Raw genomic sequence first — 13,956 nt, 5'->3', positions numbered from 1 at the left:
GGGCAGAGCCAGCAGTGACGGCTCCCAACGGCACCGCCAGCGAATCGGGCACGCTGGTTTCGGCCGACGTCGGTGTGATCGCCCGCATCGTCCGACAAGGCGGCGTGATCGCCTACCCTACCGAGGCGGTATTCGGTCTCGGCTGCCGCCCTGCCGACGCGGCGGCTTGCGAACGCGTGCTGGCGACGAAGGGGCGCGATGCCGGCAAGGGTCTGATCGTGATCACCGACGACCTTGCACGGATCACCTGCTGGCTGGAGCCGCTGCCACAGGCGCAGCAGGCGCGTGCCGAGGCGACTTGGCCCGGACCGCATACCTGGCTGTGGCCAGCGCGCGCGAGTTGCCCACCGTGGCTGCGCGGCGCACACACGCGCCTCGCGGTGCGGGTCACGGCTCACCCCGGCGCCCGGGCCCTCTGTGCAGCCGCAGGCTCGGCCCTGGTCTCGACCAGCGCGAATCGCTCGGGGGAACCGCCATGCCGCGACAGCGCAGAAGTGCGAGTCCGGTTCGAGGGGCAGATCGACGGCATCCTGGATCTGCCCTGCGGGGGCGCCGACGAGCCCAGCAGCATCCGCGACATCGTCACCGGAGCCTGGCTGCGCGGCGGCCCGCGCACCTGACGATCATGGCGCGTGATCACCACCCGCGAGCCCGCAGGAACAGCAGGGCGGAAGGGGCCGAAGGTCGTCGTCCGCTGCCCCCTAGCCGGGGTTGCCGCGGACGCCGGGGCCGTAAAAACGCCATCGGGCGGATGACGCCGCGCTGTCCCGCCCCACCGCTCGCCCGGGACGCGTGCAGCGGGTTCATTCAGGTCCAGGACCATCGCGCCTGCCGGTACCGGATGCAAGGCCCAGCCTTTCGTGGCTGAGCCCCGCTCCTTCACCCCCGCCTGTGCTCCGGGCATACTGCCCACCCACGCCTGCGACTTCCGGTCTTCGCAGGGACCACGGTACAGGGCCCGTCCCCCGTGAACGTGGGAGGGCGCCGGAGGTGGCAGTGCACGGCCCAATTGCCGCGCCCTCGCTACCCGGCAACGAATGGACTTGCAAACGGGAAAAGGGCTGATGACGCACGACGACTTTCGCATGGAACCGGTACTGGATTTCCTGAAACGCCTGCAGGACGACATCTGTACCGGCTTCGAGGCACTGGACGGCGACGGCCGTTTCCGCGAGGACGCCTGGACCCGCCCCGCCGGCGGCGGCGGACGTTCCCGCGTACTGCGCGACGGCGCGCTGTTCGAGCAGGCCGGCGTGAATTTCTCGCACGTGATGGGTCCGGGGCTCCCGGCCTCCGCGACTGCCCACCGCCCGGAACTCGCCGGGCGCTCGTTCCAGGCGGCCGGGGTCTCGCTGGTCATTCACCCGCACAACCCCTACGTGCCCACCTCGCATGCGAATGTGCGCGTCTTCGTCGCCGAAAAGGAAGGGGAGACACCGATCTGGTGGTTCGGCGGCGGCTTCGATCTGACCCCGTACTACGGCTTCGACGATGACTGCGTGCACTGGCACCGTACCGCCGAGGCCGCCTGCCGCCCGTTCGGCCCGGACGTCTATGCAAAACACAAGAAGTGGTGCGACGACTACTTCTTCCTGAAGCATCGCAACGAACCCCGGGGTATCGGCGGCCTGTTCTTCGACGACCTGAACGAAGGCGGATTCGAACATTGCTTCGGGTACATGAGGAGCGTCGGCGAGCACTACCTCAAGGCCTACGGGCCGATCGTCGAACGGCGCCGGAACACGCTCTACGGAGAACGCGAACGGCAATTCCAGCTCTACCGGCGCGGACGGTATGTGGAGTTCAATCTGGTCTACGACCGCGGTACGCTGTTCGGCCTGCAGTCCGGCGGGCGCACCGAGTCGATCCTGATGTCGTTGCCGCCGCTGGTACGCTGGGAATACAACTGGAGCCCGGAACCCGGCACGCCGGAAGCCGAGCTCTACGACCGCTACCTGAAACCGCGTGACTGGCTGAACGAAGGGGGCGCCCGATGACCTCGCCGACCGGAACCTATCCCGCCGTGCGTCCGCGCCGGATGCGCCGCGATGCCTTCTCGCGCCGGCTGATGCGTGAACACCGGCTGACCGCGGACGATCTGATCTACCCGGTGTTCGTGCAGGAGGGCGACGGCCGGCGCGACCCGGTCGCGTCGATGCCCGGCGTCGAACGCGTCAGCGTCGACGAACTGTTGCGCGAAGCCGAAGCCTGCCTGGAACTGGGCATCCCGGCGCTGGCGCTGTTCCCGGTCGTGCCCGGGGAGAAGAAGAGCCTCGACGCCGCCGAGGCCTGGAACCCGCAGGGCCTGGCGCAGCGCGCGGTGCGCGCGCTGAAGGCCGAATTCCCGGCGCTCGGCGTGATCACCGACGTCGCGCTCGACCCGTTCACCACCCACGGCCAGGACGGGATCATCGACAACGAAGGCTACGTGATGAACGACATCACGGTCGAAGCGCTGGTCCGCCAGGCCCGCTCCCACGCCGAAGCCGGCGCCGATGTGGTCGCGCCGTCGGACATGATGGACGGGCGTATCGGTGCGATCCGCCAGGCGCTGGAGACCGCAGGCAACCTGCACGTGCGCATTCTCGCCTATTCGGCGAAGTACGCGTCCAGCTTCTACGGGCCGTTTCGCGACGCGGTCGGCTCGGCCGGCAGCCTCGGCCGCGGCAGCAAGGAAACCTACCAGATGGATCCGGCAAACGGCGACGAGGCACTGCACGAGGTCACGCTGGATCTGGCCGAGGGCGCGGACATGGTGATGATCAAGCCCGGCATGCCTTACCTCGACGTCGTGCGCAGGATCAAGGACCGTTTCATGCGCCCGACTTTCGTCTACCAGGTCTCGGGCGAGTACGCGATGCTGAAGGCTGCGGCGCAGAACGGCTGGATCGACGAGCCCGCCTGCGTGCTCGAAGCGCTGACCGGGATGAAGCGCGCCGGTGCCGACGGCATCCTGACGTACTATGCGCGCAGCGTCGCTGGCTGGCTGCGCGAGGACCCGGCGCGGTGAGCACCGACCGCTACGCGGTGGTCGGCAACCCGATCAGCCATTCGCTGTCCCCGCGGATCCATGCGCTGTTCGCCGAACAGACCCGCCAGGATCTGGTCTACGAGGCCCGCCTGGGCGATGCGGAGCGCTTCGCCGAAGAGGTCCGCGAGTGGTTCCGGGAGGACCTGCGCGGTCTGAACGTGACCGTCCCGTTCAAGGAGAACGCATTCCGCCTGGTCGATCTGCACACCCAGCGGGCGGAACGTGCCGGCGCGGTGAACACGATCTGGGCCGAAGCCGACGGCCGCCTGACCGGCGACAATACCGACGGAGCCGGCTTCCTGCACGACCTGACCGGTCGTCTCGGCATCGATCCGGCCGGAAGCAGCATCCTGATACTGGGCGCGGGCGGCGCCGCCCGCGGCCTGCTCGAACCACTGCTGCACAGCCGACCGGCGCGCCTGGTAATCGCCAACCGCACGCGCGCGAAAGCCGAGACGCTGGCCGCAGTATTCGCCGACCTCGCCGGCGACGTCGCGCTGTCGGCCAGCGGACTCGACGACATCCCGCCCGAACCCTACGGCCTTGTGATCAACGCCACCGCCGCAGGCCTGTCCGCGAGCCGCCCCGACCTGCCGGCCGGACTGTTCGCCCCGGGCGGCCTCGCCTGCGACCTCGTCTACGGCCCCGGGGCCCGCCCCTTCCTTGAGTGGGCCAGGGAACAGGGGGCGGAGCGCCTATCCGACGGTCTTGGGATGCTGGTCGAACAGGCCGCGGAGGCCTTCGCGATCTGGCGCGGCATCCGACCCGACACCCGGCCGGTATTCGAGACCCTCCGGCGTGCTATCGTCGAGGCGTGAACAACATTCAGGTTTCATTCAAGCCCGTTGTCTATCGTTTAACCCATTGCACCCCGTCGAGGGCCTCACCATGCGTAAACTGCTTATACTCACATCCTTAGGCCTTCTGGCCTTCGTGACCGGCTGCACCACCATCGATCCGTACACCGGCGAGGAACGGGTTTCCCGCACCACCATCGGCGCTGGCATCGGCGCGGCCGCAGGTGCCGTGCTCGGCAGCGTGACCAGCAGCCGCAACCGCACCCAGCGTGCGATGATCGGCGCCGGCATCGGCGCGCTCGCCGGCGGCGCGATCGGCAACTATATGGACCGGCAGGAAGAGGAACTGCGGCAGCAGCTCCAGGGGACCGGCGTCAGCGTGACCCGCGTCGGCGACAACCTGGTCCTGAACATGCCCGGCCACATCACCTTCGACGTGGACCGCACCGAGATCAAGCCGGAGTTCCAGTCGGTGCTCGATTCGGTGGTGCTGGTGCTAAACCGCTACGAGAAGACCGGCATCGAAGTCGCTGGCCACACCGACAGCACCGGACGGGTCGAGTACAACATGGATCTGTCGGAACGGCGGGCACGCAGCGTGGCCCATGCGATGACCATCCGCGGGGTGAACCCCGTGCGCATCGCGACGATCGGTTTCGGACCGCACCAGCCGATTGCGAGCAACGAAACCGCCGAGGGCCGCACCCTGAACCGCCGGGTCGAACTGACGCTGTTCCCGCTCACCACGGGATAAACCGCTGGAATGCACGCGTGCCCGGGCGCCACCGTACACACGTTTCGCCCACACGCAAGCCACGGAAAACACGGACCGACGCGGAAAAGCGGTGTATGCAGTTTCATCTTCCATGATTTCCGTGTTCATCCGTGGCTGCTTCTTCCGGCTGGCGATCATCGCGATAAAGGCAAGCGCGGGAACAAGCCTTCGTGCGCGCTGCGCGCGCCTTTCACGGTATCCTTGGGGCCCGGTTCGATAGGCCCTTTCCGATGACCCTGCGCGAGCGTCTTGTCGAATATGCCCGCCTGGTCCGACTGGACCGGCCCGTGGGCATCTACCTGCTGCTGTGGCCCACCCTCTGGGCCTTGTGGATCGCGGCAGGGGGCTGGCCGCCGTTGGACATCCTGCTGATCTTCGTGGCCGGGGTCACGCTGATGCGTTCCGCTGGCTGTGCGATCAATGATTTCGCGGACCGGCACATCGACGCCCATGTCGAGCGCACCCGGTCAAGGCCACTGGCGCGCGGGAGCATCCGCCCCTTCGAGGCCATCGCGGTATTCCTGATCCTGTCCGCGATCGCCTTCGTGCTGGTGCTGTTCACCAATCCGCTGACCGTCGGGTTCGCGCTGGTGGCGGTGGTACTGGCAGCCACCTACCCGTTCATGAAGCGCTTCCACAGCCTGCCCCAGGTGCATCTCGGGGCCGCATTCGCCTGGGCGGTACCGATGGCCTTCACCGCGGTCACCAACGAACTCCCGCCGCCGATCGCCTGGCTGCTGTTCGTGACCACGCTGACCTGGACCGTCGTCTACGACACGTTCTACGGCATGGTCGACCGCGAATACGACCTGGCCATCGGCGTTCGCTCGACCGCGATCCTGTTCGGCGAGCAGGATCGTCTGATCACCGGCATCCTGCAGGGGCTGGTCTGGCTCGGCCTGTACTTGGTCGGACAGCAGGCCGGTTTCGGCGGGATCTACCTCGGCGCGTTGGGCGTGGTCGCGATCCTGATGTTCTACCAGCAGTTCCTGATCTTCGATCGGGAACCGGAGGCCTGCTTCCGGGCATTTCGAAACAATCACTACCTGGGCCTGGTCGTACTGGCCGGGATGGTCGCGGATACATCACTCGGCGGTGGATGACGTTCCTCGGTTCCTTCCGCTCCCGGAGCCAGGCCCGCCCGCACCGGGATGCTGCAGCACGGGCGTTCAGGCGCGTGCCAGCGCGGCCGCTCCGACCCACGCGGCCCCGGCACGGCGCGCCTCGCGTGCCAGCATGTCCAGGGTCGTGCCAGTGGTCATCACGTCGTCCACCAGCAGCACCCGCAGCCCCGAGAGATCCGCGTCGACCGCGAAAGCCTTGCGCAGGTTCGCACGGCGCGCCCTGCGGCCCAGACCCTGCTGGCTCGGCGTCGCCAGGACCCGGCGCGCGCTGCGCGTATCGAGTTCCAGCCCGCGCGCCCGGCACAGGCCGAGGGCCAGGCGTTCCGCCTGGTTGAACCCGCGCCGGGCGAGGCGGCCGTCGTGCAGGGGAACGGGGATCACCCGGTCGACTGCACGGGTCGCCGCAGGATCCAGATGCCGCACGAACAGGCCGGCCAGCGGCCGGCCCAACTGGGGGCGGCTGCCGCCCTTGTAACTCAGCAGCAGGCGATCCAGCGGCCAGGCGTAGGCGAACGGGGCCCAGGCAGCATCGAACGCCGGTGCCGCGCGCAGGCAGGAAGGACAAAGACCGGCGGCCGGCAGCGGCTGGGCACACCCCGGGCAGGGGGATGCCGGCACCACCAGGTCCGCGGCGCAATCCGTGCAGACACCCATCGTGGCCGGAGCCCGGCAGAGGACGCAGCGGTCCGGAACGACCCCGTCCGCGCAGGCAGCCGCCCAGCGGCGCAGCACTGGGGCCAGTGCCGCCCGAAGAAAATGGGTTTCTGCGTTCGAATCGGGCACGGTGCTATGATGCGGTTTTGCCCGCTTGATACGCAATGACGACCAAGACCGTTACCGGCCGTTCCTGCCGGCGCGCTGCATCAACCTTCGACTGGGGCAACCTGATCAGCGTGTCCCTGGCCGGCGTGCCGCTGTTTCTGGTCAGCAGCGAGGTGGGCATTGCGACGATCATCGCCGCGATCATGGGCATCGTGCCGCTGATTTTCTGGTTTGGCGCGTCGATGATGGTCTACGCGATGTGCCGGCACCACCCGGAGGAACGCGTAGGGCGCTTCACGCAGTGGGCTGCGTACCGGTACTATGGACTGATGGGTTCGCTGATCGTGGTGGCCACGTTCTTCCCGCCGGACCTCAATTATTACCGTGCCTACTGGGTCGTTGCCGCGGCCATCCTGATTCCCTGGACGCTGTATGCGCTGTACCGCATCTACCAGGAAACCTGGCGCGACTTCGAGATCGAGGTGCCGACGGAGGAACACGACCGATGACCCGCATGCGGCATGACTGGAACACCGCCGAGATCGAGAACCTGCTGGATCTTCCCTTCAGCGACCTCGTGTTCCGCGCACAGGGCGTGCACCGCGAGCATTTCGATCCTCGTCGGGTGCAGGTCAGCACGCTGCTCTCGATCAAGACCGGGGCTTGTCCCGAGGACTGCGGCTATTGCCCGCAGAGTACCCATCACCACGTCGATCTCGAACGCGAGCGCCTGCTGCCGGTGGACGAAGTCGCGAACGCGGCCCGAAGCGCACGTGAGCGCGGAGCGACCCGGTTCTGCATGGGCGCTGCCTGGCGCAACCCCACCGACCGCAACCTCGACAAGGTGATCGAGATGGTGCGCGCGGTCGGCGAGCAGGGGCTGGAGACCTGTCTGACGCTTGGCATGCTGACGCAGGCGCAGGCGCAACGCCTCGCGGATGCGGGCCTCGACTACTACAACCACAACCTGGACACCTCGCCCGAATTCTACGACGAGATCATCACCACCCGCACCTACCAGGATCGGCTGGACACGCTCGAACACGTGCGCGCGGCCGGCATGAGCGTATGCACCGGCGGCATCCTGGGCATGGGCGAATCACGTCGGGATCGCGCCCGACTACTGCAGCAGCTGGCGAACCTGCCCAGGCACCCGGAATCGGTCCCGATCAACCAGCTCGTGCAAGTGCAGGGCACGCCGCTGTTCGGCACCGACGCGCTCGACCCGTTCGAGTTCGTGCGCACCGTGGCGGCGACCCGCATCCTGATGCCGAAGTCGCACGTCCGCCTGTCCGCGGGGCGGGCCGGGATGAGCGACGAAATGCAGGCACTGTGCTTCCTGGCAGGCGCGAACTCGGTGTTCTACGGAGAGCAGTTGCTGACCACCCCGAACCCCGACATGGACCGGGACCGGGCCCTGTTTCGGCGCCTGGGAATCGAGCCCGAAGCCGGCCCGACCGAACCCTCCGCCGGCCCCGAAGCCACGCCCGACGCACAACGGGCCTGAGCCGCCGCGAGCCGATCGCGCGAGCTGCGCGGGCGCCATGAACGGCTGGATCGAAGCCCGGCTGCGCGAGCGTCTCGACCATGTACGCGCACGGGGACTCTGGCGCAGGCACCGTACCCTGAACGGTCCGCAGACGCCCGAGCAGGTCGTCGACGGCCGCCCGGTGCTCGCCTTCTGCTCCAACGACTATCTCGGGCTCGCCGCCGACCCGCGCGTCGCGGCGGCCGCGAGCGACGGACTCGGCCGTTACGGGCTGGGCGCCGGCGCGGCGCACCTGGTCAACGGCCACACCCGCGCCCATGCCGCTCTGGAGGAGGCGCTGGCCGCCTTCACCGGCCGCCCCCGCGCACTGCTGTTCTCCACCGGCTACATGGCCAACCTCGGGGTGCTGCAGACCCTGGTGGGGCGACACGACACCGTGTTCGAGGATCGGCTCAACCACGCCTCCTTGATCGACGCCGCCCGGCTCGCCGGCTGCCGGACCCGCCGCTACCGCCATGCCGATCCCGTGCATCTGGCGCGACGGCTGCGCGAGCAGCGAACGGAAACGGCTCGGCTGGTGATCACCGACGGCGTATTCTCAATGGATGGCGACCTCGCACCCCTTCCGGAGCTCGCACACACCGCGCGCCGCTACGGAGCCTGGCTGATGGTGGACGACGCCCACGGTCTCGGCGTGCTCGGCCGCCACGGCGGCGGGAGTTGCGGACATTTCGGTCTGGGCATGGACGATGTGCCGGTGCTGATGGGTACCCTCGGCAAGGCCTTCGGCACCGCCGGGGCGTTCGTCGCCGGCAGCGAGACGCTCGTCGAGGGTCTGACCCAGTTCGCCCGCACCTACGTCTACACCACCGCGATGCCCGCGACACTGGCCGCGGCGGCGTTGGCCGCGGTCGGCATCGCCACGCGGGAAACCTGGCGGCGTGAACATCTCGCGGCGCTGATCGCCCGGTTGGGTGCCGGCCTGGAACGGATCGGCCTGTCCCGGCCGCCCGGCGCGTCGCCGATCCAGCCGATCGTGCTCGGCGACACCGGGCGCGCGATCGCCGCGGCTGCCCGACTACTCGAACACGGCCTGCTGGTACCGGCGATCCGTCCACCGACCGTCCCGGAAGGGACGGCCCGTCTGCGCATCACGCTCTCGGCACGCCACACCGAGGCGCAGGTGGATCGGCTGGTCGAGACCCTGGACCGGGTGCTCGCGCGGATGCCCCCGGAACACACGGACTTGAATCCGCCCGGCGGGAGGACTACACGGTAACGGTTGAAGGCAGCGACCGAAGGACACGGAAATTACAGAAAATGAAGGGTATTGAGAGTCTTTTCGGCAGGCTTACGTGTTCATCCGTGGCCCGTTTTCATCCTTCGAAGCGTGTCACGCCCGGGGGCATAGCAGTTAGCGTGAAAATACGCCGCCCGAGAATCGTATGTCTCTGATTCATAATCGTAGTTTCATCCTTCGGGGTGCCTCGCGGCCGAGGGCATGAAAGTTAGCGTGAAAATACAGCCACGGAAGGACACGGAAATCACGGAAGATGAGACGGATCAAACCCCTTGTCCGTGTCTGTCCGTGTTTTCCGTGTCCGATTTTCATCCTTCGGGGTGCCTCACCCCCGAAGACATGATCGTTAGCGTGAAAGAACCTGACGTTGGGGCGAGCGAGATTCTGGCGTGACGCATGCCGGTGCGCAAATGCCTGCTTGCGGGACTCGAAGAGCCTGTGTGGCGGCTCAGGTGGCGGTGAGATAGCCGTGCTTTTCCAGCATCTTCAGCCAGCGCGGCGCGTTGCGCTGCACGACGAGAGCGTAATCGACGGTGCGATCCTGGTAGGGGGCCGCATGATTGAGCATGGCGTAGACGATGCGCAGGAGCTTGTGCGCCAGGGCCACGATGGAGCGCTTGTGTCCCTTGCGGATGGACAAGGCCGAAAACTTGTCCTTGAGCGCACAGCGGGTGCGGGAGGCGGCTTGCGCGAACTCGCACAGCAGGCGACGGACCCAGGCGTTGCCCTTGCGCGTGCGTCCGCTTTTGCGTTTGCCGGCGCTCTCGTGGTTGCCGGGGCAGATGCCGACCCAGGACGCGAGGCGTTCGGCGCTGCCGAAGCTCGCCATGTCGGTACCGATTTCGACGAGCAGCATGGCGGCGCCAATGCGGTCGATGCCGGGCACGGTTTCCAGCAGGCACACCTGCGGCTCCCAGGGGGCCAGACCCGCAAGCAGTTCCTGTTCGAAGCGGGCGATCATGGCCTCGAGGTACTCGATGTGCGCCAGAACCTCGTTGAGCACGAAGCGGTGCCTGGTGCTCAGTTCCTCCGGTTGCAGGGCTTCGAACAGTTCTTCGCGGGAAGCCCGCAGGCGGCCGGCGAGGTCGAGGATTGCGTGCATGGGGCATCGGCGAGCAGGGCCTTGATCATGGCCCGTGCCGACGCGCCGTGTACGTCGGAGACCAGCACGTTCAGGCGAATCCCGGCATCGGTCAGCACCTTGTGCAGCCGGTTCTTCTCCGCGGCCAGCATCCCGACCAGCTTCTGGCGCTGCCGGGCGATCAGGCGCAGATGGCGGATCTCGGCCGGAGGAATGAACGAAGCCCGCAGCAGACCGGCACGGGCCAGCGTGGCCAGCCACTGGGCATCGGAGAGGTCGGTCTTGCGGCCAGGCACGTTTCGGGCGTGACGGGCATTGACCACCCAGGCCATGACGCCCACACGCTCAAGGGCCGCATAGGGGCTCTTCCAGTAGATCCCAGTGCTCTCCATCACCACGACCTCGGGGTCAAACCCGCGAACCCACTCGGCCAACGCCCGCCGATCGCGCTTGAAACCACCAAACTCCCGGTGCTCCACCGCCACACTGCCATCGGGCTGCTCGATCAGCGCACAGGCCGTGATCTTGCTCTGGTGCACATCCAGACCGACAACGCGCCGGTGAATCGGGGTAATGTCCATGCTGACCTCCTCGGGCAAACGCACTATCCTTCACGATGTGCTGTCGCCAAGGGCGCCGTCCTTCAACGGCCTGTCGGGACTCGACGGCTCTTTTTAGCGTGCGCTGTCCATGACCCTTCCAGGCCATGCCAGGCAATCCGGGGTACGAGTGAAGGGCAGCGGGTCGAGTTAGCGTGCGCGGTCCGGCGCCATCAAGAATTATCGCGACCTCAGCCCGACGCGACAGCACGCCCATTATCTTTCATCATCGGGGGTGCCGCGCGCCCGGCGGCATGACAGTTAGCGTGAAAGAACCTGACGTTGGGGCGAGCGAGATTCTGGCGTGACGCATGCCGGTGCGCAAATGCCTGCTTGCGGGACTCGAAGAGCCTGTGTGGCGGCTCAGGTGGCGGTGAGATAGCCGTGCTTTTCCATGAGATAGCCGTGCTTTTCCAGCATCTTCAGCCAGCGCGGCGCGTTGCGCTGCACGACGAGAGCCTCGTAATCGACGGTGCGATCCTGGTAGGGGGCCGCATGATTGAGCATGGCGTAGACGATGCGCAGGAGCTTGTGCGCCAGGGCCACGATGGAGCGCTTGTGTCCCTTGCGGATGGACAAGGCCGAAAACTTGTCCTTGAGCGCACAGCGGGTGCGGGAGGCGGCTTGCGCGAACTCGCACAGCAGGCGACGGACCCAGGCGTTGCCCTTGCGCGTGCGTCCGCTTTTGCGTTTGCCGGCGCTCTCGTGGTTGCCGGGGCAGATGCCGACCCAGGACGCGAGGCGTTCGGCGCTGCCGAAGCTCGCCATGTCGGTACCGATTTCGACGAGCAGCATGGCGGCGCCAATGCGGTCGATGCCGGGCACGGTTTCCAGCAGGCACACCTGCGGCTCCCAGGGGGCCAGACCCGCAAGCAGTTCCTGTTCGAAGCGGGCGATCATGGCCTCGAGGTACTCGATGTGCGCCAGAACCTCGTTGAGCACGAAGCGGTGCCTGGTGCTCAGTTCCTCCGGTTGCAGGGCTTCGAACAGTTCTTCGCGGGAAGCCCGCAGGCGGCCGGCGAGGTCGAGGATTGCGTGCATGGGGGCATCGGCGAGCAGGGCCTTGATCATGGCCCGTGCCGACGCGCCGTGTACGTCGGAGACCAGCACGTTCAGGCGAATCCCGGCATCGGTCAGCACCTTGTGCAGCCGGTTCTTCTCCGCGGCCAGCATCCCGACCAGCTTCTGGCGCTGCCGGGCGATCAGGCGCAGATGGCGGATCTCGGCCGGAGGAATGAACGAAGCCCGCAGCAGACCGGCACGGGCCAGCGTGGCCAGCCACTGGGCATCGGAGAGGTCGGTCTTGCGGCCAGGCACGTTTCGGGCGTGACGGGCATTGACCACCCAGGCCATGACGCCCACACGCTCAAGGGCCGCATAGGGGCTCTTCCAGTAGATCCCGGTGCTCTCCATCACCACGACCTCGGGGTCAAACCCGCGAACCCACTCGGCCAACGCCCGCCGATCGCGCTTGAAACCACCAAACTCCCGGTGCTCCACCGCCACACTGCCATCGGGCTGCTCGATCAGCGCACAGGCCGTGATCTTGCTCTGGTGCACATCCAGACCGACAACGCGCCGGTGAATCGGGGTAATGTCCATGCTGACCTCCTCGGGCAAACGCACTATCCTTCACGATGTGCTGTCGCCAAGGGCGCCGTCCTTCAACGGCCTGTCGGGACTCGACGGCTCTTTTTAGCGTGCGCTGTCCATGACCCTTCCAGGCCATGCCAGGCAATCCGGGGTACGAGTGAAGGGCAGCGGGTCGAGTTAGCGTGCGCGGTCAGGCGCCATCAAGAATTATCGCGACCTCAGCCCGACGCGACAGCACGCCCATTATCTTTCATCATCGGGGGTGCCGCGCGCCCGGCGGCATGACAGTTAGCGTGAAAATGCAGCCACGGAAGGACACGGAAATCACGGAAGATGAGACGGATCCAACCCCTTGTCCGTGTCTTTCCGTGCTTTCCGTGGCTCGTCTTTTCATCTTGCGGGGTGGCCGCTGGCCATGAAAGTTAGCGTGAAAATACGCCGCCCTAGAATCGTATGTCTCTGATTTATAATCGTAGTTTCATCCTTCGGGGTGCCTCGCGGCCGAGGGCATGACAGTTAGCGTGAAAATCCGGCCACGGAAGAACACGGAAATCACAGACGATGAAACGGATCGAACCTTGTTTCCGTCGCTGTCCGTGCCTTCCGTGGCTCGCCTTGTCATCTTGCGGGGTGGCCGCTGGCCATGAAAGCTAGCGTGAAAGCCGCCGCGACCATGCCCGCGCGCCCCCGTGGAGCGTGCCTTGCAGGCGAATGCGCCGCAGGCGCGCCCGGCGCTGGCGGCCAATCCGACGCGGTTTCGCGGGCGAGGCTCGCTCCTGCAGGGTAGATTCCAGCATGGCGGGCCACCCCAGACGCCAATGCGCCCCGCGGACCAGCCCTCTGGTCGATCGGCTTTCGTGCTCAGGGGTGCCCCGGGGCCATGAGAGCTAATGTGGAAGCGCGCACCGCGTTTCTAGTGTAACGGAGCCCGACCTGCATGCCGGAAAAGAGTATCGCGATCATCGCCACCAAGGGCTCCCTCGACTGGGCCTATCCGCCGTTCATCCTGGCTTCGACCGGCGCCGCGCTGGGCTACGACTGCAAGATGTTTTTCACCTTCTACGGTCTGCACTTGCTTAAGCGCGACCTGAACCTGCGGGTCAGCCCGATGGGCAATCCCGGCATGCCGCTGCGCCTGCCGGTGCTGCTGCAGGCCATGCCGGGGGCACAGTACCTCGCAACCGCGATGATGAAGCGCCGGATCGGCGCCAAGGGCGTCGCCGAAATCGCAGAACTGCGCGACCTCTGCCTGGAGGCAGGGGTCCGTCTGGTCGCGTGCCAGATGACCGTTGACCTGTTCGACTGGCGACCCAGCGACTTCATCGATGGCGTGGAATATGGGGGTGCGACCACCTTCTTCGACTTCGCCGGCGAATCCGACGTCTGCCTGTTCATCTGATGACCG

The 13,956-nt window shown here is 66.8% G+C and carries 12 protein-coding genes and 1 pseudogene; 10 read left to right on the top strand and 3 right to left on the bottom strand.

Annotated features, from left to right (window positions below; all coding sequences use genetic code 11):
• The first annotated feature begins 14 nt into the window (after window positions 1-14).
• From tsaC to ubiA, 6 genes are all read left to right on the top strand, one after another.
• Complete coding sequence (tsaC, locus tag TVNIR_RS01910) at window positions 15-620, top strand: L-threonylcarbamoyladenylate synthase type 1 TsaC (RefSeq protein ID WP_015257272.1); 606 nt, start codon at window positions 15-17, stop codon at window positions 618-620.
• 444 nt (window positions 621-1,064) lie between these two features.
• The gene (gene hemF / locus TVNIR_RS01905) at window positions 1,065-1,997 is read left to right on the top strand and encodes an oxygen-dependent coproporphyrinogen oxidase (RefSeq protein ID WP_015257270.1); all 933 of its coding nucleotides are present in this window, start codon (window positions 1,065-1,067) and stop codon (window positions 1,995-1,997) included.
• The gene (gene hemB / locus TVNIR_RS01900; RefSeq protein ID WP_015257269.1) at window positions 1,994-3,010 is read left to right on the top strand and encodes a porphobilinogen synthase; all 1,017 of its coding nucleotides are present in this window, start codon (window positions 1,994-1,996) and stop codon (window positions 3,008-3,010) included. Before hemF ends, hemB begins: the two co-directional genes overlap by 4 nt.
• Window positions 3,007-3,849, top strand: coding sequence for a shikimate dehydrogenase (gene aroE / locus TVNIR_RS01895; protein ID WP_015257268.1), 843 nt, complete (start codon window positions 3,007-3,009; stop codon window positions 3,847-3,849). The genes hemB and aroE overlap by 4 nt, the downstream gene beginning before the upstream one ends.
• Window positions 3,850-3,919: 70 nt before the next feature.
• Window positions 3,920-4,582 carry a YiaD family glycine zipper/OmpA-like lipoprotein gene (locus TVNIR_RS01890; RefSeq protein WP_043739069.1) on the top strand — a complete coding sequence of 221 codons (663 nt, stop codon included), beginning with the start codon at window positions 3,920-3,922 and terminating at the stop codon, window positions 4,580-4,582.
• A 251-nt stretch (window positions 4,583-4,833) separates the two neighbouring features.
• The gene (gene ubiA / locus TVNIR_RS01885) at window positions 4,834-5,706 is read left to right on the top strand and encodes a 4-hydroxybenzoate octaprenyltransferase (RefSeq protein ID WP_015257266.1); all 873 of its coding nucleotides are present in this window, start codon (window positions 4,834-4,836) and stop codon (window positions 5,704-5,706) included.
• Between the two features lie 66 nt (window positions 5,707-5,772).
• Here ubiA and TVNIR_RS01880 read toward each other — a convergent pair whose 3' ends face one another.
• Entirely contained in the window at window positions 5,773-6,510 is a 738-nt protein-coding gene (locus TVNIR_RS01880; protein WP_157092167.1) for a ComF family protein, read from the bottom strand.
• 35 nt (window positions 6,511-6,545) lie between these two features.
• Between TVNIR_RS01880 and TVNIR_RS01875 the strand changes: the two genes are divergently transcribed.
• From TVNIR_RS01875 to bioF, 3 genes are read left to right on the top strand one after another with little or no spacing between them, the layout of a single operon-like run.
• Window positions 6,546-6,998 carry a hypothetical protein gene (locus TVNIR_RS01875; protein ID WP_015257264.1) on the top strand — a complete coding sequence of 151 codons (453 nt, stop codon included), beginning with the start codon at window positions 6,546-6,548 and terminating at the stop codon, window positions 6,996-6,998.
• Window positions 6,995-7,996 carry a biotin synthase BioB gene (gene bioB, locus TVNIR_RS01870; RefSeq protein ID WP_015257263.1) on the top strand — a complete coding sequence of 334 codons (1,002 nt, stop codon included), beginning with the start codon at window positions 6,995-6,997 and terminating at the stop codon, window positions 7,994-7,996. The genes TVNIR_RS01875 and bioB overlap by 4 nt, the downstream gene beginning before the upstream one ends.
• A gap of 37 nt (window positions 7,997-8,033) precedes the next feature.
• Window positions 8,034-9,257 (top strand): 8-amino-7-oxononanoate synthase, encoded by a 1,224-nt coding sequence (gene bioF, locus TVNIR_RS01865; RefSeq protein ID WP_015257262.1) that lies wholly within the window; start codon window positions 8,034-8,036, stop codon window positions 9,255-9,257.
• Window positions 9,258-9,726: 469 nt separating this feature from the next.
• On the opposite strand, the pseudogene TVNIR_RS01860 reads toward bioF, so the two are convergent.
• Window positions 9,727-10,940 (bottom strand): annotated as a pseudogene (locus tag TVNIR_RS01860) (IS110 family RNA-guided transposase).
• 381 nt (window positions 10,941-11,321) lie between these two features.
• Window positions 11,322-12,560 (bottom strand): IS110 family RNA-guided transposase, encoded by a 1,239-nt coding sequence (locus TVNIR_RS01855; protein WP_015257260.1) that lies wholly within the window; start codon window positions 12,558-12,560, stop codon window positions 11,322-11,324.
• A gap of 928 nt (window positions 12,561-13,488) precedes the next feature.
• On the opposite strand from TVNIR_RS01855, the gene dsrE2 reads away from it, so the two are divergent.
• Window positions 13,489-13,950: a sulfur carrier protein DsrE2 gene (gene dsrE2 / locus TVNIR_RS01850; protein ID WP_015257259.1), complete on the top strand. Its 462-nt coding sequence runs from the start codon at window positions 13,489-13,491 to the stop codon at window positions 13,948-13,950.
• The last annotated feature ends 6 nt before the right edge of the window (window positions 13,951-13,956 follow it).

This window comes from Thioalkalivibrio nitratireducens DSM 14787, from assembly GCF_000321415.2.
GTDB lineage: Bacteria > Pseudomonadota > Gammaproteobacteria > Ectothiorhodospirales > Ectothiorhodospiraceae > Thioalkalivibrio > Thioalkalivibrio nitratireducens.
This window is presented reverse-complemented; position numbering and strand designations above follow the sequence as displayed.